The sequence below is a fragment of the Mucilaginibacter sp. HD30 genome, assembly GCF_054061755.1.
This window is the reverse complement of the sequence record NZ_JBSSEO010000001.1, coordinates 3,549,320-3,573,963: the sequence shown is the minus strand read 5'-3', so window position 1 is coordinate 3,573,963 and position 24,644 is coordinate 3,549,320. Positions and strand designations below refer to the sequence as shown.

Annotated in this window: 27 protein-coding genes; 9 read left to right on the top strand and 18 right to left on the bottom strand. The window is 43.4% G+C overall.

Translation table 11 applies throughout. The annotated features are described in order from the left end of the window. Positions 1-3: 3 nt before the first annotated feature. The 9 genes from ACVW2L_RS17030 to ACVW2L_RS16990 all read right to left on the bottom strand — a co-directional run bounded on the left by ACVW2L_RS17030 (position 4) and on the right by ACVW2L_RS16990 (position 7,976). On the bottom strand, positions 4-1,353 hold the full coding sequence (locus ACVW2L_RS17030) for an alkaline phosphatase family protein (protein WP_457129153.1): 1,350 nt from the start codon (positions 1,351-1,353) through the stop codon (positions 4-6). Positions 1,354-1,362: 9 nt separating this feature from the next. Further along, positions 1,363-2,568: a metabolite traffic protein EboE gene (gene eboE, locus ACVW2L_RS17025; protein WP_457129152.1), complete on the bottom strand. Its 1,206-nt coding sequence runs from the start codon at positions 2,566-2,568 to the stop codon at positions 1,363-1,365. Positions 2,569-2,637: 69 nt separating this feature from the next. Continuing rightward, entirely contained in the window at positions 2,638-3,804 is a 1,167-nt protein-coding gene (locus tag ACVW2L_RS17020) for a 3-dehydroquinate synthase (protein ID WP_457129151.1), read from the bottom strand. Between the two features lie 82 nt (positions 3,805-3,886). Beyond that, positions 3,887-4,792: a UbiA-like protein EboC gene (gene eboC, locus ACVW2L_RS17015; protein ID WP_457129150.1), complete on the bottom strand. Its 906-nt coding sequence runs from the start codon at positions 4,790-4,792 to the stop codon at positions 3,887-3,889. A gap of 3 nt (positions 4,793-4,795) precedes the next feature. Next, a complete protein-coding gene (locus tag ACVW2L_RS17010; RefSeq protein WP_457129149.1) occupies positions 4,796-5,785 on the bottom strand; it encodes a TatD family hydrolase in 990 nt (329 codons plus the stop codon). 20 nt (positions 5,786-5,805) lie between these two features. Next, a complete protein-coding gene (locus ACVW2L_RS17005; RefSeq protein ID WP_457129148.1) occupies positions 5,806-6,663 on the bottom strand; it encodes an EboA domain-containing protein in 858 nt (285 codons plus the stop codon). 6 nt (positions 6,664-6,669) lie between these two features. Then, entirely contained in the window at positions 6,670-7,056 is a 387-nt protein-coding gene (locus tag ACVW2L_RS17000; protein WP_457129147.1) for a transmembrane 220 family protein, read from the bottom strand. A 156-nt stretch (positions 7,057-7,212) separates the two neighbouring features. Further along, positions 7,213-7,749 (bottom strand): hypoxanthine phosphoribosyltransferase, encoded by a 537-nt coding sequence (hpt, locus tag ACVW2L_RS16995; RefSeq protein ID WP_457129146.1) that lies wholly within the window; start codon positions 7,747-7,749, stop codon positions 7,213-7,215. 20 nt (positions 7,750-7,769) lie between these two features. Continuing rightward, positions 7,770-7,976: a hypothetical protein gene (locus ACVW2L_RS16990; protein WP_457129145.1), complete on the bottom strand. Its 207-nt coding sequence runs from the start codon at positions 7,974-7,976 to the stop codon at positions 7,770-7,772. Between the two features lie 56 nt (positions 7,977-8,032). On the opposite strand from ACVW2L_RS16990, the gene ACVW2L_RS16985 reads away from it, so the two are divergent. Both ACVW2L_RS16985 and def read left to right on the top strand, forming a co-directional pair. Continuing rightward, complete coding sequence (locus ACVW2L_RS16985) at positions 8,033-9,316, top strand: M16 family metallopeptidase (protein WP_457129144.1); 1,284 nt, start codon at positions 8,033-8,035, stop codon at positions 9,314-9,316. A 43-nt stretch (positions 9,317-9,359) separates the two neighbouring features. After that, positions 9,360-9,932 carry a peptide deformylase gene (def, locus tag ACVW2L_RS16980; protein ID WP_457129143.1) on the top strand — a complete coding sequence of 191 codons (573 nt, stop codon included), beginning with the start codon at positions 9,360-9,362 and terminating at the stop codon, positions 9,930-9,932. Here the strand turns inward: def and ACVW2L_RS16975 are convergent, their stop codons facing one another. The 6 genes from ACVW2L_RS16975 to ACVW2L_RS16950 form a co-directional block, all read right to left on the bottom strand. Beyond that, entirely contained in the window at positions 9,933-10,559 is a 627-nt protein-coding gene (locus ACVW2L_RS16975; protein ID WP_457129142.1) for a hypothetical protein, read from the bottom strand. It abuts the gene before it with no gap. Positions 10,560-10,656: 97 nt separating this feature from the next. Then, positions 10,657-10,935: a NifU family protein gene (locus ACVW2L_RS16970; RefSeq protein ID WP_457129141.1), complete on the bottom strand. Its 279-nt coding sequence runs from the start codon at positions 10,933-10,935 to the stop codon at positions 10,657-10,659. Positions 10,936-10,959: 24 nt separating this feature from the next. Next, the gene (locus ACVW2L_RS16965; protein ID WP_457129140.1) at positions 10,960-12,051 is read right to left on the bottom strand and encodes an Mrp/NBP35 family ATP-binding protein; all 1,092 of its coding nucleotides are present in this window, start codon (positions 12,049-12,051) and stop codon (positions 10,960-10,962) included. A gap of 336 nt (positions 12,052-12,387) precedes the next feature. Beyond that, positions 12,388-12,969: a fasciclin domain-containing protein gene (locus ACVW2L_RS16960; protein ID WP_457129139.1), complete on the bottom strand. Its 582-nt coding sequence runs from the start codon at positions 12,967-12,969 to the stop codon at positions 12,388-12,390. Positions 12,970-13,402: 433 nt separating this feature from the next. Further along, on the bottom strand, positions 13,403-13,897 hold the full coding sequence (locus ACVW2L_RS16955) for a hypothetical protein (RefSeq protein ID WP_457129138.1): 495 nt from the start codon (positions 13,895-13,897) through the stop codon (positions 13,403-13,405). Next, complete coding sequence (locus tag ACVW2L_RS16950; protein WP_457129137.1) at positions 13,887-14,372, bottom strand: RNA polymerase sigma factor; 486 nt, start codon at positions 14,370-14,372, stop codon at positions 13,887-13,889. The genes ACVW2L_RS16955 and ACVW2L_RS16950 overlap by 11 nt, the downstream gene beginning before the upstream one ends. A 155-nt stretch (positions 14,373-14,527) precedes the next feature. Here ACVW2L_RS16950 and ACVW2L_RS16945 point away from each other — a divergent pair, with 155 nt between their 5' ends. From ACVW2L_RS16945 to ACVW2L_RS16935, 3 genes are all read left to right on the top strand, one after another. After that, positions 14,528-14,776: a DUF4342 domain-containing protein gene (locus ACVW2L_RS16945; protein WP_457129136.1), complete on the top strand. Its 249-nt coding sequence runs from the start codon at positions 14,528-14,530 to the stop codon at positions 14,774-14,776. Positions 14,777-14,870: 94 nt separating this feature from the next. Continuing rightward, positions 14,871-17,210 (top strand): TonB-dependent receptor, encoded by a 2,340-nt coding sequence (locus tag ACVW2L_RS16940; RefSeq protein ID WP_457129135.1) that lies wholly within the window; start codon positions 14,871-14,873, stop codon positions 17,208-17,210. A 1-nt stretch (position 17,211) separates the two neighbouring features. Beyond that, complete coding sequence (locus ACVW2L_RS16935) at positions 17,212-18,006, top strand: DUF4249 domain-containing protein (protein ID WP_457129134.1); 795 nt, start codon at positions 17,212-17,214, stop codon at positions 18,004-18,006. Positions 18,007-18,085: 79 nt separating this feature from the next. Here ACVW2L_RS16935 and recA read toward each other — a convergent pair whose 3' ends face one another. Next, positions 18,086-19,096, bottom strand: a complete 1,011-nt coding sequence (recA, locus tag ACVW2L_RS16930; protein WP_457129133.1) for a recombinase RecA — start codon at positions 19,094-19,096, stop codon at positions 18,086-18,088. A gap of 193 nt (positions 19,097-19,289) precedes the next feature. On the opposite strand from recA, the gene ACVW2L_RS16925 reads away from it, so the two are divergent. From ACVW2L_RS16925 to ACVW2L_RS16915, 3 genes are read left to right on the top strand one after another with little or no spacing between them, the layout of a single operon-like run. Then, positions 19,290-19,592 (top strand): ArsR/SmtB family transcription factor, encoded by a 303-nt coding sequence (locus tag ACVW2L_RS16925; RefSeq protein ID WP_457129132.1) that lies wholly within the window; start codon positions 19,290-19,292, stop codon positions 19,590-19,592. Positions 19,593-19,610: 18 nt separating this feature from the next. Then, the gene (locus ACVW2L_RS16920) at positions 19,611-19,817 is read left to right on the top strand and encodes an SRPBCC family protein (RefSeq protein WP_457129131.1); all 207 of its coding nucleotides are present in this window, start codon (positions 19,611-19,613) and stop codon (positions 19,815-19,817) included. Then, a complete protein-coding gene (locus ACVW2L_RS16915; RefSeq protein ID WP_457129130.1) occupies positions 19,775-20,101 on the top strand; it encodes an SRPBCC family protein in 327 nt (108 codons plus the stop codon). The genes ACVW2L_RS16920 and ACVW2L_RS16915 overlap by 43 nt, the downstream gene beginning before the upstream one ends. A 75-nt stretch (positions 20,102-20,176) precedes the next feature. Here ACVW2L_RS16915 and ACVW2L_RS16910 read toward each other — a convergent pair whose 3' ends face one another. After that, on the bottom strand, positions 20,177-21,757 hold the full coding sequence (locus ACVW2L_RS16910) for a glycoside hydrolase family 43 protein (RefSeq protein WP_457129129.1): 1,581 nt from the start codon (positions 21,755-21,757) through the stop codon (positions 20,177-20,179). Between the two features lie 101 nt (positions 21,758-21,858). Further along, positions 21,859-22,194 carry an L-rhamnose mutarotase gene (locus ACVW2L_RS16905; RefSeq protein WP_457129128.1) on the bottom strand — a complete coding sequence of 112 codons (336 nt, stop codon included), beginning with the start codon at positions 22,192-22,194 and terminating at the stop codon, positions 21,859-21,861. A 166-nt stretch (positions 22,195-22,360) separates the two neighbouring features. Here ACVW2L_RS16905 and ACVW2L_RS16900 point away from each other — a divergent pair, with 166 nt between their 5' ends. After that, positions 22,361-24,514, top strand: coding sequence for an alpha-L-arabinofuranosidase C-terminal domain-containing protein (locus ACVW2L_RS16900; RefSeq protein WP_457129127.1), 2,154 nt, complete (start codon positions 22,361-22,363; stop codon positions 24,512-24,514). Positions 24,515-24,644: the final 130 nt, after the last annotated feature.

The window sequence follows — 24,644 nt, the reverse complement described above, 5'->3', positions numbered from 1 at the left end:
TTATTATTTATTCAGATGGTTCCACATTATATCAAAAATATCAGTAGGCTGAACGGGTTTGTTTTGTGCTTCACCGGTAATTAAAACAGCTTTATAGTCATCGGCAATGTTTGTACGGCCATGCGACCCTTTTATCAATGTGGCATCAAGCGGTATCACATCCATTACATACCTAAAGCCAGCCAGTTTTCTAAGTAGTTTATATCCTGCCCGGGCCTTTGATGTCATAAACATTTCAACCGGGTCGTATCCCGGTTTTTTATGGATATCCACGCAGCGGGCATAATCAGGTGCAAGGGCGTCGTTCACCCAGAAATAATAGGTAAACCAACTGTTTTCACTGGCTACAACCACCAGATCGCCGGCACGTTCATGGTCTATATGATAACTTTTTTGTGCTTCGCGATCCAATATCAATTCTATACCGTTAACGGATTTTAGTAACGCTTTTACTTTTTCAGTAACAGTGGGATCATTAATATAAATATGCGCTATCTGATGATCGGCAACTGCAAAGGCCTTTGACGCGGCTGCATCAAGCAGTTCAAGGCCACGCTCTACACGGATCTGTATCAATCCTTCGTTGCGCAGCAGGCGGTTAAGGTGTATGGGGTTGTTTACCGAGGCAATGCCATACTCAGAAAGGATTATTATCTCCGCATTTTTTTTTTGATAAAAGGTAACCAATTGCTCAACTACCTTATCTATCTCGCCCAATTCAGTGCTGATCTTTGAAAGATCAGGGCCAAATTTTTGAAGGCAATAATCCAGGTGTGGCAGGTAAATAACAGTGAACGTGGGGTCGTTCATGTCGTCGTTCAGCATGGACGCATCGGCTATCCATTGTGTTGATTTGATATTTGCGCCAGGCCCCCAAAACTGAAACAACGGGAACTGGCCCAATTTTTCCTGTAATACATCGCGTAATTCTGCCGGCTGCGAGTAGCAGTCTGGCATTTTACGCCCATCGGCCAAATATTGGGGGCGCGGCGTTACAGAGAAATCAGCTGTGGAATACATGTTGTACCACCAGAACATGTTGGCGCTGGTAAAATTGGGATCTTCTTTTTTTGCCTTATCCCAGATCTTTTCTCCGTTAACAAGCTTGTTGGATTGTTTCCAGAATTTTACTTCAGAATCGGTACGGTCAAACCAACCATTGCCAACAATTCCTGTTTCGGTTGGCCACTGGCCGGTTAGATATGTAGATTGTACAGACGTAGTAACCGCCGGCAGCACGGGTTCAATAGTATTAATGTTTCTTTCGGCTATATATTTTTGTAAGAATGGCGTATACTCACCAATTACTGATTTGGATAAACCAACAACGTCTATAACAACTGTTTTTTTCATAGGTATTAACTATAGTATCCCCTTAACCCAATTTAACTCCCTTGCAATAGAGTCATTTATCGGCAGCTTTTTCTCATCCGGTATTACACCCCAGGTGTAGGTTTCTACTTCAAGATGCGTGCTGAAAGGTTTGTTTTTATTGATCTGTAATACTTCCGCAATATCACTTTGTGTGGATTGCAGCAATCCAAACTCTTCAGTAAATATCGGTACATGAAAATGCGCACGCCATTCCTTAACGTCAGCGTTGGCGGCATCATTTAACGCCTCGGGCAAGTCGCGATAGCGTAGCAGTGTACCGTTGTTGGTTTTAGCAATAACCTGGTGCAGGTAGGTAGGCTCGTTAAATTTTTCAAACGTATCCAGTACAGGCTTGCGCAATTTGCTTTCAGATGACAAATCAGCTTTTAAAGCCGCGCTTATTTGGATCTTGCCAACTTTTAATCCCTTTTCTTCCAGTTCATCAATGATTTGCTGATGCGGTTCATAACCAATAGCGAAATGGCAAACATCATAGCAAAGGCAGATATGTCTTTTTATAAGGCGCTCGGCTTCCCCTTGCGTTACGCCAAAAGTTTCGGCAATAAGCGGCTTGCCTTGTGTTAGCAAAACCTGCGTATACCAGGTTATATATTCTGGGCCAGTCTCTAAAATGCCATCCGGCTCCGGCTCTATATCTAAATGCATATATATGCCACTTTGATGGTCGATGCTGATCAGCTCTTTCGCCACTTTTAAAACATTGGCTGTGGCCACGGCCGTAGCTTTTGACAATAGCTGTGGCGTGTTATGCCAGTACCTATAGCTTAACGGAGAAGTGGATATCCCGCCCTCCATCCCCTGCGGAAGCAGTTGTTTTAAAATGTCAAACATGCGTATGGTGTAATCCACCCGCTCCTGCGTAGTCCAGTCAGGGGCATGTACCTGATCCTTAACGGCAGTATTATGAAACTCCCCATAAGGGAACCCGTTCATGGTGAAAACATATGCGTTATTGGCAGTAAGCCATTGCTTAAGCAGGTTCAGGTTACTAAACTGCTGTAGTTCTTCGCTGGCTTCGTGCGAAAGGCGTAAACCTAAGCCCATTAAACCGTCGGGAGCCACCTGCGCTTTAATAGAAGGAAAGTTTTGTTGTAAAGCAGCAAAGTGCCCGGCCCAGTTTTCGCCGGGGTGAATATTTGTGCAATAGGTTAAATGGCCCTGGTGTGTTTGCATATTAGCCGCCCCCCAAATCTCGCGCGATAGGTGAGACTTTTAGATGCATTGTAAATGGTTGTTTAAAATTTATGCCGGGTTTAAAGCGGCATATTTGATCTTTAACGCCTCGCCTGCTTTTTTTAGTATAGCTGTATCAATATCGTGTACCTCAAAGCCCTCTCCAATTTTCTTAAGCAGCATAATGGTCAATTGCCCGCCCAGGTGCTCCCTGAATTCGTTTAACCCTACTAATATCGGGCTGTCGTCTGAAGAAACTTCCAATAAAGGGTGCGTAATATTAAAACCTATTTTTTTGATCAACGATATCGTTCTGTTTGTTTCCTCTGTTGAAAGATAACCGGCAAGGTTAGCATACACAGTATCTAATGCTATCCCCATAGCCACAGCTTCGCCGTGCAGCACCGCAAAATTGGTTAGCTGCTCCAGTTTGTGCGCACTCCAGTGGCCAAAATCTAAAGGACGGGATGATCCCTTTTCAAAAGGGTCGCCGCTTGCTATGTGGTTAAGGTGCAATTGGGCGCAGCGTTTTATCAGGTATTTCATAGCTTCCATATCGCGGGCGGTTAATGCCTCAGCATTTTCTTCCAGCCATTCAAAAAACGCGGAATCTTTTATCAGCGACACCTTTATCGCCTCTGCAATTCCTGATCGCCAGTCCCTGTCGCCTAAGGTCAGTAAAAACCTGTCGTCGTTAAACACAGCTACCGGCGGAGCAAACGTGCCCAAAAAGTTTTTTTTGCCAAAAAAATTAATGCCGTTTTTAACACCAACACCCGAGTCGTTTTGGGCGAGTACGGTCGTGGGGATACGTATGTGTTTTATACCTCTGTGTGCAATAGCCGCAGCATAGCCCGCCATATCCAGTACAGAGCCGCCGCCAATGGCCGCCACGTAAGAATGCCTGTCTATGCCATACTTGTTAATGGTATCCAGTAGGTTATGAAAATTGTCTTCGTTGTTTTTAACACCTTCGCCGCCCGGCACTAATATCAGCTCGGGAATTAGCTGGGCGGCTTTGTGGATAGAGAAATAGCGCCTCATCTTATCCGCCAGTTCAGGCGTAGCCTTCATTACATCCTGATCAATTACAAAAAGTATTTTTTTAACCGACTCGGACGTTGCATTGTCCAGCAGGAAATCATCCAAACATGTATTGGCAAGATCAAAAAGCCCGGAAGTAAAAAAGACCTTGTACTCAAACTTCACACTAAAGGTCTGCTGCAAATATTCCATATAAAAAGCTAATATCTAAAAGATATTAATAAACGCATCAGCATATCAAAAATTTGACGGAAATATTGAGGTTGAGCACTGTTTAGGTTACAGCAAACCACTTTGAAAAGCCAATTGAGACCGGAAGCAAGCAGGCAATAAACACGGCTGGATAAATTGCACCAAATGCAGCTGCCCAGGCGGCGTCCATCAGTATTAAAGAGATAACCCCGGCCTTAACTGCTTTACCAATATTTTTTCCTGCCGGATCTTTTATTGCTACTGATAGTGGTTTAAATATCATCCATGCAAAAGGAATTAAAAAAGCCAGTGTAAACAGCATGTTTTGCGGTTGCACGCCTTGATGAGACGATATAAAGTGTATAGCAAAGATCACTATCAAATAAAGCGAAGCGCCGGTGTATAAGTTTTTTTTGTTGCCGCCGTGTACTTCTCCACGACTTATCATGGTGATAGAGAAAATGTAAAGCACAGGCACAATGGCCAGATAATACCAATGCACTAACGCTCCGGCAATTATGCTGATGCCCAACAATAAGTTTAAGCCGCGGCAAAGCCCCATATTTAGTGGCCCAAAAAAGCGATGGTGTTTGCTGACGCGGTTATAAAGCAATGCGAAAAACGCTATAAAAACAGCGATTAACCCGGACTGCGGGCTATGCGCGTACCCAAAACCGATTCCCCATAATAAAAGAAAAGCACCAAGGGCCGTTGCCTCGCCTTTACTCACTAAGCCGCTGGGGATAGCTCTTTCAGGACGCTCTACTTTGTCCAGTTCGGCATCAAAAATATCATTAAACACAATTCCCCCGCCGTAGAGGCCCATTGTTGCAAGGCACAGCAAAACTACCGGGTAAAAACTATTGGTAACAATTGGAAGATTGGTGAAATATCCTGCAATAGCTATCCCCGCCAAAACATCAGCAACGGAAGTTACAATGTTGGCCGGCCTCATCAGCCGCAAATAGGTGATAGCTTTTGATGCCATTTTTTAACTGATAATGATTGAGTTTTTATCAATACGCGGCTGTTGGCCACCACGTAACACGGTATTGCCTTCAAAACGCTGGCTTTGGTCTATTGTGCTTCCGTCGCCGGTAAAATCAACTTCGTTTATTTGTCCGCTTTGCGCAAATGCGGTTATGGCATTTTGATAAGTTATCAAACGAATATCCTCGTCACTTATACCACGCATCTTCATTAACGCCGCAGTTTTAGGCACAGCAAGCGGATCGCTGATACCCCAATCGGCAGCAGAGTTCACCATAATGCGCTCCGGCCCATACTGTTTAGCTATTTCTACCATGCGCTCATTGCCCATTTTGGTAAAAGGATAGATGGTAAACGCCGCCCAGAAACCACGAGCAAGCACTTCTTTTACAGTTTCCTCATTGTTATGGTCAACAATTACCATATGCGGATCAAGGCCATGCTCTAAAGCAATGTCCATGCTGCGAGTGGTGCCACCTTTCTTATCGCGATGGGGCGTATGGATCTGTACAGGTAAGCCTGCCTCTTTTGCCAGCTCTAATTGCGCGCGATAATATTTTTCTTCGGCGGCGGTCTGGTCGTCAAAACCTATCTCGCCAATGCCTACAACGCCTTCTTTATAAATAAAAAGCGGCAGCATTTCCATTACCTGCTCGGCAAGGGCCTCATTATTGGCCTCGCGCGAGTTTAGGCCGATAGTACAGTAATGTTTAATGCCAAATTGTGATGAACGGAAACGCTCCCAACCTATTAAACTGCTATAATAATCGCGGAAGCTATCCAAACCAGTACGCGGTTGCCCTAACCAGAAGGCTGGTTCTATCAACGCCACTACGCCCGCATCAGCCATGGCCTGGTAATCATCAGTAGTGCGCGATGTCATGTGTACATGCGGGTCAAAAAACTTCATTCCCTTTATACCGCTCAGGTCAACGGGGGTGGTGTCTTTGTCTTCTGATATCCTGTCTTCAAATGAATGGGTACAACACATAATCTTATCTTTTAGAGGTGTTAATGCTGATATTCGGCCGTTAACGTATCCCAGGTTAATTCTTTTTGTTCAATTGCCGTTTTTAGTTGCGGCGCAGTGTTTAATAGTTGTGTAGCTGTTGGATAGTTTGATTGGGACAGGGCTAAAGCAGCAGCTTTTTGATTAAGATACACGCCGCTTGCAAAGGCCCATTTAACATCCTCTAACAACTTCTCGTCAATAAAGGGGCCAACTAAGCGCCACAAAGAGGGGTTTATATCCCGGCCAGCCGCCTGGCGTTCGTGTACATAGTCGCTTATTACATAAGCCAGTTCTTTATTTGCGCGACTATCGATCCCTTGTATTTTCCCAACATCTTTACCCGTGAAAAAAGCTTTAAGTACCAGCTGATTCCAGGCGCTTTGGTCTAAATTATTCTTCGGATAAGGGTTTTGATACATGATGGCCTCTAAAACGTTGCCAATGTTGCTGCGGATACCTTCGGCACAACGTTTAACCCACATATCGGGATGGGCCAACAACGGTAATGATGAATAGAGCGAAACAAGCTCATTAACCTCGGCAGCTAAAAATAAGTTTTCTATTTTACGGAAATACGCCTCTGTATCGGTCTCGTCAAGTTCAAGCAGTAAATACGCACGGCCCAGCATGTCAGCCGTCCATCCGGCTATCTTAAAGCCAGGGATTATGGCATCCAGTTGCTGTGCTTCTTGTTCACTGATTTGCAAAGCTGCCTTGCCGGTTTTGCGCGGCACTAACACAAACTGTGTATTAAAATTCCCTTTTTGTTGTAGCCAACTTAAAACATCAGCAGCTACATTGGCAGTAAGGATATTTTTAAATAAAGCCCTCAGGGCGCCTACATCATAGTTATACATAACCCGCTAAACAAGTCCTACATTCACCACAACTACATAATCAATAATAAGCGCGGCGGATATGATAAGTAACCCAAAAAACTCGCGGGTGTTTTCAATAAAGGGTTTCTCGGCTTTCATAGATTCAACCAGGCTGGGGGTGCGGTATTTTACTATCCAATCCCTGACGCCATCTTTATCAAAATATAATTTCACAGCGTAAATCAAATAGAACGCCGTTAAGCCAAGGTAAGTGTTGGGATAATACATGCCATAAGCCGCCAGCCCGCAGCAAGCCGCCACAGCTACGTAAATGGGTACCCATAGGTACCAATCCGGGTCGTTAAAATTAAGGTAAGCAAATACCAGGAACGACAAACAAAAAATAATGTTAATAACAACAAACGCCAACATGACAATATATTTTAAGCAAACAGGTTTATTTCGCCCTCAGCCACAACCATTAAACGTGGTGTACTAAGGTCAACGCGCAAATTTACTATGAAGGTTAGATAATCAAAGTAAATAACGTAAAAATGAGGATGAGATTACTGTGATTGTAATGACTTATTATACCAACTGATAAATGCCGTTCAGGTTTCTGCCCTGCTCTTTATAATCAAGCCCGTAACCCACAACAAATTTATCCTCTATCTCAAAGCCAACATATTTTAGTTCTGCTATGTGGTATTGCTGCGCGGCCGGTTTAACCAACAAAGCGCACACAATTATAGATGCCGGTTTTCTTTGTTTTAGGTCTTCTATCAAAAAACTCAGGGTGTTACCGGTATCGCTTATGTCTTCCAATAATATAATGTCTCTCCCTTCTACATCAACGGCAAGGTCAAGGTCATTGCGTAGCTGCCAGGTGGTTTTCATACCACCGTGATACGATGCCACCTTTGTAAATGCTACCTCGCAAGGCATGCTCATTTGGCGCACCAGGTCGGCCATGAACATAAAGCAGCCATTAAGCACGCCCACAAACAAGGGTTTTTTGCCTGCATATTCCGTATTTAGTGCCCCTGCTATGGCATCAACACGGGCTTTTATGTCATCCGCGTCAATAAGTAATGTAAAGTCCAGTTCGGCTACGTTGATTTTCATTTAATTCAGGTTATCTGCTATTAAGCAGCTTTGCGATAATTATAGGCCCACTTTATAAACAAACGAATATAATAGATTACGAACACCACTATGGCAATTTCAAATATACCGGTGAACATCGGATCAAAGGTGGCAGATCTTTCGGGAAAGAAACGGGTTAGTATAAACTTAGCCCCAAACAGCAGTAGCAACACAATTGATGCCACCGGGATTTTGCCAACTCTCATTTTTGTTTGTTTATGGCTGTAAATGTACTTATTTTGACCGAATTGCCTTAAAGTTTATGCAACTCAAAAACACTTCAATATCCCTATCTTTGCCACCCATGACGGAATACCAGGTGCATACGCTTGCCAACGGCATAAAAATAGTACACAAACACAGTACATCGGCTATTACGCATTGCTGTTTTATGGTAAATGCGGGATCACGCGATGAGCCGGAAAACAAGGAAGGACTTGCTCATTTTATTGAGCATTTGTTGTTTAAAGAAACCGAGCGCCGCAGTACTAATCAAATATTAAACCGCCTTGAATTGGTGGGAGCAGATCTGAACGCTTATACTACCAAAGAGTATACTTGCGTACATGCTTCATTACTAAACCCGCATTTAGAGCGCGCCGTTGATCTGTTTGAGGATATAATTTTCCATTCGACTTTCCCAGAAGAAGAGATGGAAAAAGAACGCGGTGTGATATTGGATGAAATAGCATCTTACCTTGACCAGCCCGAAGAAGCTATTCAGGATGATTTTGAAGCTATGTTGTTTAAGGGCCATGCCATGGGCAATAATATTCTGGGTACGCCGCAAACTGTATCAGCTTTTAGCAAAAATGATATCCATCAGTTTATTAAGGATAATTATAATACATCCGAAATGATCTTCGCGGTTTTTGGCGATTATACTTTTGAAAAGGTGATAAAATTGGCCGAAAAGTACTGGGGGCAAGTTCCAGCTAATCATCCAACAAAAAATCGTATCCAGCCGCAAAGCTATGGCTTTGCTAAAAGCATTGTGCGTAAACCCATATCGCAAACTCACTGCATTATTGGCAACCAGGCCTATCCGGCCCGGCACGCTAACAAAACGGGGTTGTTGTTGTTAAATAACCTTTTAGGCGGAATGGGCATGAGCAGCCGTTTGAACCTGGAGATTCGCGAAAAACACGGAATTGCGTACACGGTGGAGTCTAACTATACCTCATTTACAGACACCGGCATATTTTCGGTTTACTTTGGTACAGACACCGAAAAAGCCGAAAAGGCCATAAAACTGGTACACAAAGAACTTAAAAAGCTACGCGACCAACCGCTTGGCGTTTTGCAGCTGCATCAGGCAAAGCAAAAGTTAATAGGGCAAATTGCTTTGGCTGAAGAGAATCGAATGAGTTTGATATTATCTATTGCCAAAAGCGTGCTTGATTTTAATTGTGCCGATACTTTGCAGCAATTATTTGATAAAATAAATAAAGTAACGGCCCTACAGCTGTTAGAAATAAGCAACGAAGTTTTTGATACGAACAGGCTAACCACCCTTTTATTCGAACCCGAACAGCAACAGCCGTAGCGTGTGTTATCAAACTATTAAAATAAACCTGTAATTTTGTGGTATGAAATATCCTATTATAGCCTATGGAAGCCCGGTTTTACGCAAAAAAGCAACTGCGATAGAGCCAGCTGAATATCCGCATATAAAAGAACTGGTTGCCGACATGTTCGAAACCATGTATGGCGCCCGTGGAGTTGGACTGGCAGCGCCGCAAATTGGCCTTAGCATGCGTTTATTTGTTGTTGACGCCACGCCATTTGATGATGATGAGCCCGAACTAAAGGATTTCAAAAAAGTATTCATTAATGCCTGCATATTAGACGAAACCGGCGAAGAGTGGTCGTTTAACGAGGGTTGCTTAAGTATTCCTGACATTCGGGAAGATGTAATGCGTAAGCCCGTTATCAAAATATCTTACTATGATGAGAGCTGGAAACACCATGAGGAAACTTTTTCAGGCATGGCGGCCCGCATTATTCAGCACGAGTACGACCATATAGAAGGTAAATTGTTTACCGATAAACTGAGCCCCCTGCGCAAGCGCATGCTGGAGAAAAGATTGGGCGATATATCGCGTGGAATGGTTGAGGTAGAGTATAAAATGAAGTTCCCTGCGGTTAAAAAGGGGCGGTAATTAATTATCCTCTTTACGGGCTTTATCGCCAGCAGCAATATCGCGTATTAAACTACCCCACGCAAACGGGTTAAGCAATGGATTTGTAAACGAGTGCGAGTTGGCTACAGCATTGTGCTTATCCTGTGCGTTAAAGCTTTCATAACCACTTAGCGGCAACGTTTTCATCATGGTATTAATGGAGGTTGCACTTAAGTTTTTACGTGCTATTTCCAGGTCATCGTCAGCTACTTTCATGGCCAGAAAATCATGTCTGAACTCATCAGTAGTTGCCCATGGGAAGATACGCACCATTGGTAAATTAACAACCTGCGCGCGCATGCGTATCTCAACAATTATGCTCTTTTTGCCAATATCTTTAGGTACAGCGATAGTAGTTGGGAAATAACCAACGCTTGTAAATTTAAGGCTGTCCTGCTCTTGGGCTACAAACGAGAAATATCCTTCGTAGTTGGCAGACCCTACCTGCTTACCTGTTGAAAGGTTGGTAACGGTTGCGTAAGGCACAACAGAATTGTTATCGGCATTGTATATTACACCACTGAATTGCACCAACGGCCTGTCCGCATTTTGAGCAAATGAGGAAAGGCTGCAAGCCAGTAGCAATATGCCAATAAGGTATTTCATTATTTTTTCAGTCTCTTATGCCTGTTAAAACGGATAAAAATACTTTTTAGTTTTAAAGGTAAAGCAAGGTTACCGCCAATTAACAAAACATTAACAATTATCTTAAGTTTTCCGGAAGCACGGCGCTGGGATCATCAATGTCTGTCAGGTTGATGGCCTCCACACCAGTTATCTGCGGCACCGCCTTTTTAATGGCACCTTCAATACCGGCTTTAAGCGTCATTATACTCATTGGGCATGAGCCGCACGAGCCCAGTAATTTAAGCCGAACCACATTATCTGCAGTTATCTCCTCAACCGCCACGTTGCCGCCATCCGTTTCCAGATAAGGACGGATACTATCCAACGCTGCTTCCACCTGCTCTAATAAAGTCATTTTTACTATTTTAAAGTAAAGTTATTAATTATTTACAATATTAACGCTATTTGCCAACGCGTTAGCTACCGATACCTGCTGCGCCACACGATTAGCCATTTCTGTAAAGGCGCTCACAATTAACTCATGTTCATCAGCTAGAACAATAGGTTTGCCGGCATCGCCGCTGTCGCTTATACTTTTTATCAGCGGAATCTCCCCTAAAAACGGAACTTCCAGCTTTTCTGCCAACTTTTTACCGCCGCCCTGGCCAAATATATAGTATTTATTATCGGGCAGTTCGGCAGGGGTAAAGTACGACATGTTCTCTACTATCCCCAACAGCGGCACGTTAATGGCATCCATTAAAAACATACCGATTCCTTTCTTTGCATCAGCCAGTGCTACGTTTTGCGGTGTGGTAACAATAACCGCCCCGGTTATTGGGAAGGTTTGCGTTATAGTGATATGTATATCGCCGGTGCCTGGTGGAAGGTCAACTACAAGGTAGTCCAGCTCGCCCCAGTCGGCATCGTTAAATAGCTGCTTTACCGCAGTTGATACCATTGGTCCGCGCCATGGAACGGGCTGGTTGGGATCCGTAAAAAAACCTATCGAAAGCAACTTAATGCCATATTTCTCAATCGGTTCAATACGAGTTTTTCCGTTTACGTTGCTGGCTTGTGGCTTGGCGCCCTCAAGTCCGAACATGATAGGCACAGATGGACCATAAATATCAGCATCTATCAAACCCACGCTGGCACCGCTTTTTGCCAGCCCTAAAGCCAGGTTGGCCGCCACGGTTGATTTGCCCACACCGCCTTTGCCTGATGCAACAGCAATTATATTTTTAACACCCGGTACACCGGTGTTTTTTTGAGTGGTAACCCGCGACGTCATGTTAATAGTAACTTCAACATCCTTGCTTATAAAATGACTGATGGCATTACGGCAAGCATGCTCAATAAGCGCCTTTAGCGGGCAGGCGGGCGTAGTCAGTATTACCGAAAAGCTAAGGCGGTTGCGATCGATCACAATATCCTGTATCATGTTCAAGGTAACCAGGTCCTTCTTCAGGTCGGGTTCTTCTACGTTGCCAAGTGCCTGTAAAACTGTTTCGCGGGTGAGATTTATCATTGTGCACAAAATTAGCAAAATATTGCGCGCGGGTTTGTCATGGTAATGATAAATCTGGTGAGTGGTGAATAGAGCGTAGTGAGCGGTTATAGTTTTTGAGCTGGGTGGCTCAGAGCCGGGGTGAACCACCCTGAGCCCTGTGAGCCTGCGTGAGCCATTTGCTATTTTAGAAATTCGCAGATTTTGTAGCGTAGCAGGTAAGGTGATACACCCTGCTACAAAGGTGCTACACTTTCAAAAAGGCGGGGGAGCAGACGCTTCCCTGAAAAATCATACCATAAAAAACGCCCCGATTGAGAGATCGGGGCGCAACAAGATTTAAACAAAATTAATAATTTACTTAGGCATCAACACAGCGTTTATCCCATTTACAACCCCATTGGTGCCAATAAGGTCATAAAGCGAAACTTCGGCAGATACGCCTGCGGCATTAGTTAGCTGCAGTGTTTTATTAGGACTTACGGATAAAGCAAGCGACTGATCATCAATAGTGGTTAGTGTTGCTTTGCCTTTACCCTCCGTTAAAGCCTTTATAATATCGGCCTTGCTGTATCTGCCTTTTACTACGTGTCCCTTTAAAAAGGCGCTAAGCTTAGCGGGGTCTTTGGTTAAACTATCCAGTTTTCCGGCAGGTAATTTAGTAAAGGCTGCGTTGTTGGGGGCAAATATGGTATAGGGGCCGCCTGTTTTAAGCACACTGTCAAGTCCTGCGGTTTTCACTGCCGCAGCTGCTGTGGAGTAATCGGTGTTACTTAATAATACCCTTGCTACATCATCAGTAGGCGTAGGCGATTCGGATTGTGCTGCCGGTGCCGGCGCTGTTTTTTTTGTTGTATCTGTTACCTGAGCCGATGCTTTGCCCGGGGCAAAGTATAATGCCGATGTGGCTACGGCTGCTATTAAAAGGAACTTTCTCATGTTATCTTCTTTTTAGTGAATAAAATAGTTGAGTAAAGTGCGTTATATGTTCCCTTTCTTTTTGTTAAAAACCAGTATTAATGACGAACTAAGGCGCCAATTGTTGTGCCAACAGTGCTTTTTTTGCGTAAATTATTGGTTTTCAGTATTAAAAATTTGCATCATTAATCCTGTTTTTAGAGTTTTTTGACAGGTATTTTCCTAAAAAAGGAATAGAAGAATTAGCTATAAGGCTTGCCATTTTAACAAAAAAAAGAAGCCTCCCGACACTCGCTGTCAGAAGGCTCCAACCTAAACCTTATCACATTAGTAAGAAAGGATTCTTACCAAACCACAAATATAATGATTATTTTACTATACACAATTATTTTTGTTTCGGCAAACCTAAGTAGTTATTTCACTGAATACTCATTAATAAATTAGCCAACAGGCATCAACGAGGTTTAATATCCCTGATCTCTGTTTTAAGCTCCTGTACCTGTTGCTTAGCCTGCCTGCTTTCCAGGTAAAAATAAATGGCGCAGCCTAAAAATATCTTTCCTAATAAAAAAACCGCCGCAAAAACCCATTTCCAGGTTTTATGTATGCGCATGTAGTTGGTCTCGGCCTCAACTTCAATATAGCGGCTTTTGCCTTCTTCTTGATTGTTTTGGCGCCACTCCCTGTCAATAGGGCGCATTATTTCGGTATCTGGTGTTATTACCAGGTCATTAATGCTGTTTTCTATCCGCATAAACATATCAGGCGGAGGAGGCACTGCCATATACTGTGCTACGCGCTCCATATCAGCTTCAAGTTCGGCCAACGTTTTGCCCACTTCCGGGTATTGGCTTTTAAGCTGCATAAGCTCCCGCTGTTCCGCCTCACTCGTCGCACCTAATACAAACGCTTCAAGCACTCCGCTTTCTATGTATTCTTTAATTTTCATCCTTCACTTGCCTTATTAACATAAAAGCTTCCTTCAACCTAAGCCGCAACTCCTGTTCAGGTAAATTTAACTCATGCGCCAACGCCGCCGTGGTTTTACGGTGGTAATACACCCCGCAAAAAACAAGACGTTGAGTTTCATTCATTCTATTTAAATATTTATGAGACTGTATATACGTAGTATTATCAACAACGGATTTACATTCATTTGCAGCTTTGCCCAGGCGCTCAACCTCGGTATTTGCAAGCGCCATAAACCAGGCCCATATATTGGCGGAGCCGTTTGCGGGCAGTACTTTTTTTGAAGTGGAAATATTGGTAAATATTTTAACAACGCAGTCTTCGGCCAGTTCGCGGTTGTTTACAATTGGCAAAATGTATCCGAGCAGTTTATCTGCATATTGGGCATACACATTCTTTAAGTCGGTAGGGTGATCTTGTGTCAGGAGATCATTATTGTTATAACCGTGGTCCATGCGTTATAAATTTGTTCATTCACACTTCTCTTTTTCTTTACAGATCCCCTAATCTTTGCAGACTTTAAATATAATAATTTATGAACTACTAAATTGGTTTAAAATCAAAATGTAACAATTAAAGGTAGGCCATTGTCATACAACAAAAAAACACCATGGCAAATAAAGAAAGTTTTACATTGAGCGGCGAAAACCTTTTAAAAAAAGTAAAGGAGCTAATTGCCGACGGAAATATAAGCAGGGTAACTATTACCGATAAAGAGGGGAAAGAGTTGATGGCCTTCCCGGTTACAATAGGTGTGGTTGCTGCTATGCTGGCACCCGTTTTAGCAGCGGTTGGGGCTTTAGCAGCGCTTATTGGCGAGTGTACCATTACCGTTGAACGCGAAGAGGCAACAACTTAATGGCACCCTGTAACATACTATTGTAACATAAACGCCGTTTTTATAAAGCTTAATAGAATATATTTGGGCCAATTTAAACCACGACCCGCCACTAATGTATAAGTTTCCGGTTTTTTATTTATTACTCTCCATACTGTTTTGTTTTTTCTGTACCGGGGCTTTCGCACAAAAAAATTATACCGTTAGCGGCACTGTTAAAGATGCAGCCACCGGCGAAACGCTAATTGGCGCCACAGTGCGCATACTTGAAATAAAACAAAACGCTGCGGCCACTAATGCTTACGGCTTTTACTCGTTAAGTGCGCCGCAGGGCAATTACACATTGGTAGTAAGCTTTGTAGGCTATGGCACATTTACCCAAGCGCTTGCTTTAACAACCAACACTCAGATTAATGTAGGGCTTACTGTAAATAATACCCTTAGCGAGGTATCTGTTAACGCCGATTCAGGGCACGAGGCCGATAACATTGAAAGCGCGCAGATGGGTGTTATGCGGTTGGATGTAAAACAGCTGGATAATATCCCGGTTATTTTTGGCGAGAAAGATGTTTTAAAAACCATTCAGCTTTTGCCGGGCATTAAAACTACCGGCGATGGAAATACCGGTTTTTATGTCCGCGGTGGCGGATCAGACCAAAATTTGATCTTGCTGGATGAGGCAGTAGTTTACAATGCATCGCACCTATTTGGCTTTTTCTCTACTTTTAATACGGATGCTATAAAGGATGTAAGCATGTATAAAGGTGGCATGCCCGCGCAGTATGGCGGGCGTATGTCATCTGTGCTGGATATAAAGATGCTGGATGGTAATGATAAGAACTTTACAGTACAAGGCGGTATAGGGCTTATCGCATCGCGCCTAAAGGTTGAGGGGCCAATTGTTAAGAATAAAGGCTCGTTTATGGTTAGCGCCCGGCGCACTTATGCGGATATGTTTTTAAAGTTATCGCCTGATTCTACCACGCGTAATGCCAGCCTTTATTTTTATGATATTAACGCCAAGGCCAATTATCATCTAAATGATAAAAACACGTTCTTTATCTCAGGATATTTCGGCAAGGATGTGCTTGGGCTTAAAGATAACTTTGAAACCAACTGGGGTAATCAGACAGGTACATTGCGGTTCAACCATGTTTTTAACAGCAAGCTGTTTTTAAACACGTCGCTTATTTATAGCAACTACAGCTACATTATAGAAAGCTATAACGCTAACCGCGATTTCAAGGTGACATCAAGAATACGGGATTTTAATCTTAAAGAGGATCTGCAGTACTTTATATCCGATAAACACACGCTATATTTTGGTGTTAACGCTATCCGCCATACCATCGCTCCCGGCGAAATAAGCTCTTCAGGATCTTCGTCTATCAACGCGCGCACCATTCAAGACCGTTACGGCCTTGAAACATCAGCCTATGTCTCTGATGATTGGCGGCCAATTGAAAGGCTTAATATTATTTTTGGAACAAGGCTAAGTTTGTTCTCGCTTATCGGCCCCGGTAAAATAAACACATACAATGCCAACGGAGACGTTACGGCCACAAATAGCTATTCATCTGGACAGGTTATTAAAACCTATTTCAACCCCGAGCCAAGGGTATCAATGAATTATAAGCTTACCGAGCTTAGCTCAGTAAAAGCATCGTATAACCGCAACACACAGAATATTCATTTGCTGGCTAACTCAACGGCGAGCACGCCTACAGATCTGTATGTAATGAGCAGCAACAACATAAAGCCTGGTATATCTGATCAGTTTTCTGTGGGATATTTCAGAAACCAGGCCAATAACACCTACGAGTTTTCTGCGGAAGCCTATTATAAGCACATGAACAATATGATAGATTATCGTGATGGATCTCAGCTTGTAGGTAATGAGGATGTGGAATCAGAGTTGGTTTACGGCCAGGGGCGGGCATACGGTGTTGAGCTGTTTGTAAAGAAAAAGGTGGGTAAGCTTACAGGCTGGATAGGGTACACGCTTTCAAAAACCGAAAAGAGGTTTGATGCGATCAACAAAGGCCAGTATTTTGCCGCAACTTATGATAGAACCCATGATGTATCATTAGTGGGTATTTATAAAGCAGGCAAACGCGTAACGGTATCTGCAACCTTTGTATACGGCACCGGGAACGCAGTCACTTATCCGCAGGGAAAATATAAGGTGGCGGGCATCACAACATTTTATTATCCACAGCGTAATGCAAACAGAATGCCCGACTATCACCGCCTGGATCTGGGCGTTACGCTTGACGGGCGCGATCATAAGCGTTTCCACTCCAGCTGGACATTTGGTTTGTATAACGCCTATAACCGGAAGAATCCGTATACCATTACATTCAGAGATAATGCAACGGATCCTTCGCGCACCGAGGCGGTTAAGACAAGTTTGTTTGGTATAATTCCGTCGGTTACTTATAACTTTAAGTTTTAATATGAAAGCATTTTATAGGTTAACGGCCTTTTTTATTGTAGTAATTGCTTTTAGTTCATGCGAAAAAGTAATAGACCTTAATTTGACGGCGGCCACGCCTCAACTGGTTATTGAGGGCAGTATCATTAATGCAACACAAACTCCGTTGATAAGGTTATCCCGAACGGTAGGCTTTGATGAGCCGAGCAAGTTTCCCGGGGTTAGCGGCGCAACGGTAAAAATTACCAGTGGTACTACGGCTATTTTGTTAACAGAAAGCTCGCCGGGGGTTTATCAGGGACCTGCTATTACGGGCCGCCCGGGCAGGACATATTCGCTTCAGGTTGATGTTGACGGACAAACTTATAAAGCCTCATCAACCATGCCTAATCAAATTGCCATAGATTCAATTGGAATAGAAGAGGTAGGCTTTAGAAGTAAGGTAGAAAAGAATGTTATAGTCTATTACTCAGATCCTCCGAATGTGAAAAATCAGTACCGTTTTATTCTAAGTGTAAATGGCAAGCTGATTACCCAGGTTTTCGCCCGTAACGATGAATTTAATGATGGGCGGGCTGTACGCGTGCCATTGTATCAGGATGACGTTGATATAAAAGTTGGCGATAAGATTGATATTGAAATGCAGTGTATTGATGAACGTATTTATACCTATTGGTTTACATTTAGTAAACAAAGTGGACAGGCTATGGGTAATGCGTCGGTAGCGCCGACTAACCCCCCCAACAATTTTGATAAGCCGGTGTTGGGTTATTTCAGTGCACATGCAATAAACAGGCGTACAGTTACGGTAAATTAGTAGTCGCTAAGAGCGTTTTTACGAAATAAAAAAGCCGCTCAATTCTGAGCGGCCATATAACTAATCACTAATCAACTAACTAAGCTTCCTCTACCAATTTATCGCCGGTAACTTCTGCTTTAATGCGAGCTTCCAGCTCATCCATCAGTTCCGGATTGTCTAGTATCAATTGTTTAACAGCATCGCGGCCCTGGCCAAGGCGGGTATCGCCATAGCTAAACCAAGAACCTGCTTTTTTAATGATGTTGTGCTCAACGCCCAGGTCAATTATCTCGCCTGCTTTTGAAATGCCTTCGCCAAACATTATGTCAAACTCGGCAATACGAAACGGTGGCGCAACCTTGTTTTTAACAATCTTTACTTTAACTCTGTTGCCCGACACCTCGTCAGTATCTTTTATCTGTGATATACGGCGAACGTCTAAACGTACCGAAGCGTAAAATTTAAGCGCGTTACCACCGGTAGTAGTTTCGGGGTTACCAAACATTACACCTATTTTATCGCGCAGCTGGTTAATAAATATACAGCAGCATCCTGTTTTGCTGATGGTACCTGTTAGCTTACGCAAAGCCTGCGACATTAAGCGAGCGTGCAAACCCATTTTTGAGTCGCCCATTTCGCCTTCTATCTCTGCCTTTGGCACTAACGCGGCAACCGAGTCGATAACCAAAATATCAATGGCACCTGAACGGATCAGGTTATCGGCAATTTCAAGCGCCTGCTCGCCGTTGTCCGGCTGAGAAATTAACAGGTTCTCTACATCAACACCCAGCTTTTTGGCATAAAAACGGTCAAAAGCATGCTCGGCATCAATAAATGCAGCTATGCCGCCATTTTTTTGCGATTCGGCAATGGCGTGGATAGCCAATGTTGTTTTACCTGATGATTCAGGCCCGTATATTTCTATCACACGCCCCTTTGGCAGGCCGCCAACGCCTAAAGCGATGTCTAACCCCAATGATCCGGTTGAGATAACCTCTGTTGGTTCTATAACAGAATCGCCCAACTTCATTATGGTGCCTTTTCCGTATGATTTTTCCAGCTTATCCAGCGTAAGCTGTAGTGCTTTTAACTTATCTGTGTTGCTCATCTTAAATTATATCTTCAGCAAAAATAATAATTAATTTAATAAATGCTAATTTTTTTAGTAAAAAGTTAAAGTTTATTTTGCGGTTTTATCAAAGCTAATTATTGTTAAACACAATTGATCAAAATAAATTTCCACAAAAAATTTGCGCAACTGAATGGTTGCGACTATATTTGCAATCAAACGGTTGCGAATTATGATAAGAAGAGATGTTTTCCAGGCAATAGCCGATCCTACCCGCCGTGCCATACTAACCTTGCTGGCTCTGCAGGCCATGACGTCCAACGCGCTGGCTGAGCATTTTAACAGCAGCAGGCAGGCGGTATCAAAACATATTAAAATATTAACGGAGTGTGGGGTTGTTAAACAGGAACAAACGGGGCGCGAGATTTATTATCACTTTAATGCTAAAAAAATGAAAGAGATAGACGTATGGGTAGAACAGTTTAAGAAACAATGGGAAGACCGCTTTGATCAGTTAGATAATTTATTAGGATAAACAACAAAACAATTGACTATGGCAAATTATGAGACCGTGGTAGAGAAAGATCTGCCCAACAAAACATTACATGTAGTGAGAGAATTTAAAGGGACGGTAGAACGCGTTTGGGCCGCCTGGACACAAGCCGAGCTGCTTGACCAATGGTGGGCACCCCGCCCCTGGAAGCCGTTAGCCAAAGCATGGACTTCAAACCCGGTGGCTTATGGCTGTATTATATGCTAGGCCCTGAAGGCGAACGCCACTATTGCCGGGTTGATTTTGCCGAAATTGATCCGGGTATGAGCTTTAGAGCTGCCAGCAACTTTTGCGATGAAGAGGGCAAAATTACGGATGGTATGCCAACGATATATTGGCATAATGTTTTTTCTAGCACTGATACAGGCTCAAAGGTTGACGTTAAGCTGAGCTTTGATGATCAGGCCAGTTTAGAGCAAATTTTACAAATGGGCTTTGAAGGTGGCTTTAAAATGGGACTTAGCAATCTGGACGAGTTGCTTGCTCAATAATTTAAAAATCAGATAAATAAAAAGAGGTGTAACACATGCGGTTACACCTCTTCTTATTTATATTAAAGACTTACGTTATTTTTTTGCGGTTATCTTATCACTAATTCTAAAATAGTCGAAATCAACAGAACCGCCTGTTGTTTTGGTAGCGTAGTTGAACAAACCAAAGCGGTAACCCATAAAATGCGGCAACGTGTACGACATCTTCAACATGTTACCTATAGGCGTCCACGCTTTGCCATCAAGGCTATAATATAAAAAAGCTTGATCAATGCGGTTGGTAAAATCACAATCAGCTTTAAAGTAAACCACTTTTTGGGTGATAGAAATATTAGCTGCTTCAATTTCTTTAGCGCCCTGTCCGTCGCCCACTACTATTGCTTTGCCTGTTGCGGTTGCTTTTACGCCAACCCATTCGTACTTCTTTTGCAGTAACAACAAGCCAGCATAATCACCATCTTTCATGTTTGACACATCAATTGACGTTACGCCCGATGATGTAGGCCCAAATGTGCGTTGCGTTAATGTATTGCGCGCTTGTAAAACATTGCTATCTATGCGGCTGGTGGTCAATCTTAAATAACCCTTGCGGTCTGTAACAGACCATTTATCATTCACCGGGTTATGGTTCCATTGCCAAACCAGTGGCAACGCCGGATCGCTTTTTTTACGGGTAAATTCATCGCTGTTAACCAGGCCCGGTATTAAACTTTTGCCTTCCGGTAGTTTAAGGTCTGCCGGAAACTTGCCATTATCGCCAATTATTGGCCAGCCATTCTCCCATTTTACAGGCAGGATGTAAGGTGCACGACCAACTGATCCGTAATCGCGGAAGAGGTAGGCAAACCATTCTCCTTTTGCGTTATCTATCAAACTTCCCTGTGCAACGCCCAGGTCCTGAAAACCTAATTTGCCCTCCCACGGACCGGTGATCTTATCTGCACGATGGATCACCTCTGAGCGCATACCGCCACGTGGCCAGGTGATATTGAACAGGTAATATTTACCATCGTGTTTTAAAAGTTGTGAGCCCTCGGCTTGCAGATTGATATTGGTGCCTGCTGGAAGACTTGCATTTGGTATGATTATTTGTTGGGTGTTTGGTTTTACGCCTGAAAGGTCATCGTTTAATTCAACAAGGGTTATGCGGCCGGCATTATAAGCCATATATATTTTGCCGTCGTCATCAAAAAACAGCGAATGATCATGCAGCGATGGTTTAAAAGAGTGCTCTACCCAAGGGCCTTTTTCAATGTCTTTTGATGTGAAAATGTAAGTTTTACCCGTAGTGCTTGAAAAAGTGGTTACGTAGTAGGTGCCATTATGGTAGCGCAAACTGCTTGCCCATGATCCTTTACCGTATGCGTTCTTTTTACCTACCAGGTTAAGGTCATCATTTTCACCCAGCGTTTGATATACATAACCAACCAATTGCCAGTTTACCAGGTCTTTTGATTTCATTATGGGCAAACCGGGGTTCATGTGCATGGTAGTGCTGCTCATGTAGTAAGTATCGCCAACGCGTATCATAGCCAAATCGGGTACGTCAGCAAATACTACGGGTAAAGGTTCAGGGGCCTTTTGGGCAACTGATGTTTGGATGCCTGCAGCAGCCATTCCCACACATAAGGTGAGGCACTTAAAAAAGGTATTCATATTGGTTTATTTTATCTTGTATGGTTTCAGGCGAAACAAAAATGGCTAAGCCCGATTTATAATTAGTAAGGTTTATTATCTATTGATTCAGTGTTATTAACCTATAGCTGGAAGATCCGCTGCGTTGGCAGCCACTTTTCGCCGGGTTTAGCCCACGGCAAAGCCTGCTGAAACTTCCACATCAGTTGTTCCCATTCCTGCACCTTTGGGTTTGCCTCATCCATCATCGCTTTTTGCTCTGCAGAATATCCTTCCGTAACCTCCATTATCATAAATAAACGATTGCCTGTGCGGTATATTTCCATCGCCGTTATGTGCGCGTCTAAAATGCTTTTTCTTATCTCGGGCCAGGCATTTTCGGCCTTATGCCAGCGTTCGTATTCGGCTATAATTTCCTCGTCGTCTACCAGATCAAGGGCAAAACAAAATCGTTCCATAATTTCTGTTTAACAGGTATAAGCTTAAACGGAAGGCTAAATAACCAACAACATTTGCATTTAAAGCCACGTCACTAAATTAATACTTCCTTAGGTTTTGAAGTGTCGAATATCCTATATAATTTCGAAAAAATTAAATGTAAAAAGTACATTTAAAAACCTGATTATGAAATTTCACTTTTTTTCTGCCACATTAGCGCTCGCCTGTTTTTGCAGCACGGCTAATGCCCAAAACACAAAGTTAACGCTTGATCTGACAAAGCCCGGTGCAACGGTAAGCCCGATGCTTTATGGTTTAATGACGGAAGAGATAAATTATGCCTATGATGGCGGTTTATATGCTGAGCTGATACGCAACCGCATATTTAAAAACAACCCAACAAAACCTGATGCGTGGAGCCTTGTAAGCGAAGGTGATGCGAAAGCCGCCATTCAACTGGTTGGCGCTAACCCGCAAAATGTACCTAACGCAGAACGCGGGCATGCTATAAACGATGCGCTAACCACCTGTTTGAAGCTGACGGTTGAAAAGCCAGGCACCCGCGCCGGTATTGCTAATTCCGGTTTCTGGGGAATACCTGTTAACCCGGCCACTACTTATAGCACATCGTTTTACATAAAAGGAGCCGGACAAGCGCCACCCCCGGCGCGTGGCGGCAATCGCCCACCACAGGCAAATGCGGTACCGGTACAGGTTATTGAAAACAATACCGCAGGGTTAATAACGGTAAGCCTTGAAAGTAACGACGGAAAAACCGTTTATGCATCCGGAACTATCAATATGGAGAAAACGCCATTTTGGAAAAAATACGCACTTAAACTAACCACCAAAGCAGGAATAACACCAACTAAGGATGCCCACTTTGTAATATCAACAGACAGAACCGGTTTATACTATTTTAACCTGGTATCACTATTTCCGCCTACTTATGGCAACAGACCTAACGGTAGCCGAGCCGATTTGATGCAGAAGCTGGTTGATATGAAACCTTCATTCTTGCGGTTCCCAGGGGGCAACTATTTAGAGGGACCATATCTTGCCGACCGCTTCCCATGGAAAACCACATTGGGACCATTGGAGCAACGGCCTGGTCACCCGGGCAGCTGGGGCTATCGCGCTACTGATGGCTTAGGCTTATATGAGTTTTTAGGCTGGTGCGAAGATGCGCACATGGAGCCTTTATTAGGTGTTTACGCGGGTTATTCGCTAAACGGCGACCACGTTGACGCCGGCCCCTTACTGGTGCCGTATATTGACGAGGCTTTAGAGGAAATTGAATACATTATAGGCGATGCTAAGACCACAAAATGGGGCGCACAGCGTGCAAAGGATGGCCACCCGGCACCGTTTAAGCTGCACTATGTGGAAGTGGGCAACGAAGATTGGTTTGACAAATCAGGCTCATACGATGGTAGGTTTAACCAGTTCAGAGTGGCCATTAACAAAAAATATCCGCAGCTAAAGGTTATATCAACCATAGCGAGCAAAGTATATCCAACGCAAAAAGTAACAAGCGGCGCGCCAATTGATATGGAGGATGAGCATTACTATCAAAACTCGTGGCAGATGCAGGAAGATGCTTTTAAGTATGATAACTATGATCGCACAAAAGGGCCTAAGATATTTGTAGGCGAATGGGCCACGCGCGAAGGAACCCCAACCACTAACCTGATTTCAGCTTTGGGCGATGCCGCGTTTATGACCGGCATGGAGCGCAACAGCGATGTGGTACTGATGTCGTGCTTTGCACCTTTATTTGTTAATGTTAATCCACGTAACGAAGCAACCGGCGAACCGGCAGGCATGCAATGGGCATCTGACCTTATTGGTTACGATGCGCTAAGCAGCTATGGTTCACCATCATACTATGTTCAAAGTATGTTCAACAATAATATCGGTAACAAGGTTGTGCCTGTAAGTGTTGCCAATCTGCCTATGCTGCGTATTGATACAGCAGCCATTAATAAAAACCTGCCACCCCAACAGCGTCGCGGGCGTCAGCAAAAACCGGAGCGTCCGTCGTTATATTATGTAGCTACTAAAGACAGCAAAACCGGAACCATCTATTTGAAAGTAGTAAACGTGGCTGACCATGCCGAGAATGTTACCCTGGATCTGAAAGGAGCCGGAGCAATTGCATCTACAGGTACGCTAATAGAATTGAAAGGTGATAAGCCTGAATCGACCAACAGCATTACCGACCCTAAACACATAGTGCCGGTAACTACTAACTTAACGGGTTTGGGTAAATCATTCTCGCATTCATTCAGTCCGTACTCTGTGAGTATTATTAAAATACAAACAACTGCCGGTAAATAGCTTACCAGCCTAAAAAGTTTAACGCCCCGGTACTATGACAAGTGCCGGGGCGTTTTTATGAAGACGAAATATTTGAAAATCAAAAATAATTGTTCTTTATACAGTTATAATTGTATTATTGATTTTAAAT

Coding starts and splice junctions, on each gene's coding strand:
- ACVW2L_RS16920 (WP_457129131.1), top strand. CDS start 19,611: ATGGCAAATTATGAGACCGTGGTAGAGAAAGATCTGCCCAACAAAACA.
- ACVW2L_RS17020 (WP_457129151.1), bottom strand. CDS start 3,804: ATGGAATATTTGCAGCAGACCTTTAGTGTGAAGTTTGAGTACAAGGTC.
- ACVW2L_RS16945 (WP_457129136.1), top strand. CDS start 14,528: ATGGCAAATAAAGAAAGTTTTACATTGAGCGGCGAAAACCTTTTAAAA.
- ACVW2L_RS17030 (WP_457129153.1), bottom strand. CDS start 1,353: ATGAAAAAAACAGTTGTTATAGACGTTGTTGGTTTATCCAAATCAGTA.
- ACVW2L_RS16975 (WP_457129142.1), bottom strand. CDS start 10,559: ATGAAATACCTTATTGGCATATTGCTACTGGCTTGCAGCCTTTCCTCA.
- ACVW2L_RS16940 (WP_457129135.1), top strand. CDS start 14,871: ATGTATAAGTTTCCGGTTTTTTATTTATTACTCTCCATACTGTTTTGT.
- ACVW2L_RS17010 (WP_457129149.1), bottom strand. CDS start 5,785: ATGTGTTGTACCCATTCATTTGAAGACAGGATATCAGAAGACAAAGAC.
- ACVW2L_RS16970 (WP_457129141.1), bottom strand. CDS start 10,935: ATGACTTTATTAGAGCAGGTGGAAGCAGCGTTGGATAGTATCCGTCCT.
- def (WP_457129143.1), top strand. CDS start 9,360: ATGAAATATCCTATTATAGCCTATGGAAGCCCGGTTTTACGCAAAAAA.
- ACVW2L_RS16985 (WP_457129144.1), top strand. CDS start 8,033: ATGCAACTCAAAAACACTTCAATATCCCTATCTTTGCCACCCATGACG.
- ACVW2L_RS16955 (WP_457129138.1), bottom strand. CDS start 13,897: ATGAAAATTAAAGAATACATAGAAAGCGGAGTGCTTGAAGCGTTTGTA.
- ACVW2L_RS16915 (WP_457129130.1), top strand. CDS start 19,775: ATGGACTTCAAACCCGGTGGCTTATGGCTGTATTATATGCTAGGCCCT.
- ACVW2L_RS17000 (WP_457129147.1), bottom strand. CDS start 7,056: ATGTTGGCGTTTGTTGTTATTAACATTATTTTTTGTTTGTCGTTCCTG.
- hpt (WP_457129146.1), bottom strand. CDS start 7,749: ATGAAAATCAACGTAGCCGAACTGGACTTTACATTACTTATTGACGCG.
- ACVW2L_RS16900 (WP_457129127.1), top strand. CDS start 22,361: ATGAAATTTCACTTTTTTTCTGCCACATTAGCGCTCGCCTGTTTTTGC.
- eboE (WP_457129152.1), bottom strand. CDS start 2,568: ATGCAAACACACCAGGGCCATTTAACCTATTGCACAAATATTCACCCC.
- ACVW2L_RS17005 (WP_457129148.1), bottom strand. CDS start 6,663: ATGTATAACTATGATGTAGGCGCCCTGAGGGCTTTATTTAAAAATATC.
- ACVW2L_RS16990 (WP_457129145.1), bottom strand. CDS start 7,976: ATGAGAGTTGGCAAAATCCCGGTGGCATCAATTGTGTTGCTACTGCTG.
- ACVW2L_RS16905 (WP_457129128.1), bottom strand. CDS start 22,194: ATGGAACGATTTTGTTTTGCCCTTGATCTGGTAGACGACGAGGAAATT.
- ACVW2L_RS16950 (WP_457129137.1), bottom strand. CDS start 14,372: ATGGACCACGGTTATAACAATAATGATCTCCTGACACAAGATCACCCT.
- ACVW2L_RS16925 (WP_457129132.1), top strand. CDS start 19,290: ATGATAAGAAGAGATGTTTTCCAGGCAATAGCCGATCCTACCCGCCGT.
- eboC (WP_457129150.1), bottom strand. CDS start 4,792: ATGGCATCAAAAGCTATCACCTATTTGCGGCTGATGAGGCCGGCCAAC.
- ACVW2L_RS16965 (WP_457129140.1), bottom strand. CDS start 12,051: ATGATAAATCTCACCCGCGAAACAGTTTTACAGGCACTTGGCAACGTA.
- ACVW2L_RS16935 (WP_457129134.1), top strand. CDS start 17,212: ATGAAAGCATTTTATAGGTTAACGGCCTTTTTTATTGTAGTAATTGCT.
- recA (WP_457129133.1), bottom strand. CDS start 19,096: ATGAGCAACACAGATAAGTTAAAAGCACTACAGCTTACGCTGGATAAG.
- ACVW2L_RS16960 (WP_457129139.1), bottom strand. CDS start 12,969: ATGAGAAAGTTCCTTTTAATAGCAGCCGTAGCCACATCGGCATTATAC.
- ACVW2L_RS16910 (WP_457129129.1), bottom strand. CDS start 21,757: ATGAATACCTTTTTTAAGTGCCTCACCTTATGTGTGGGAATGGCTGCT.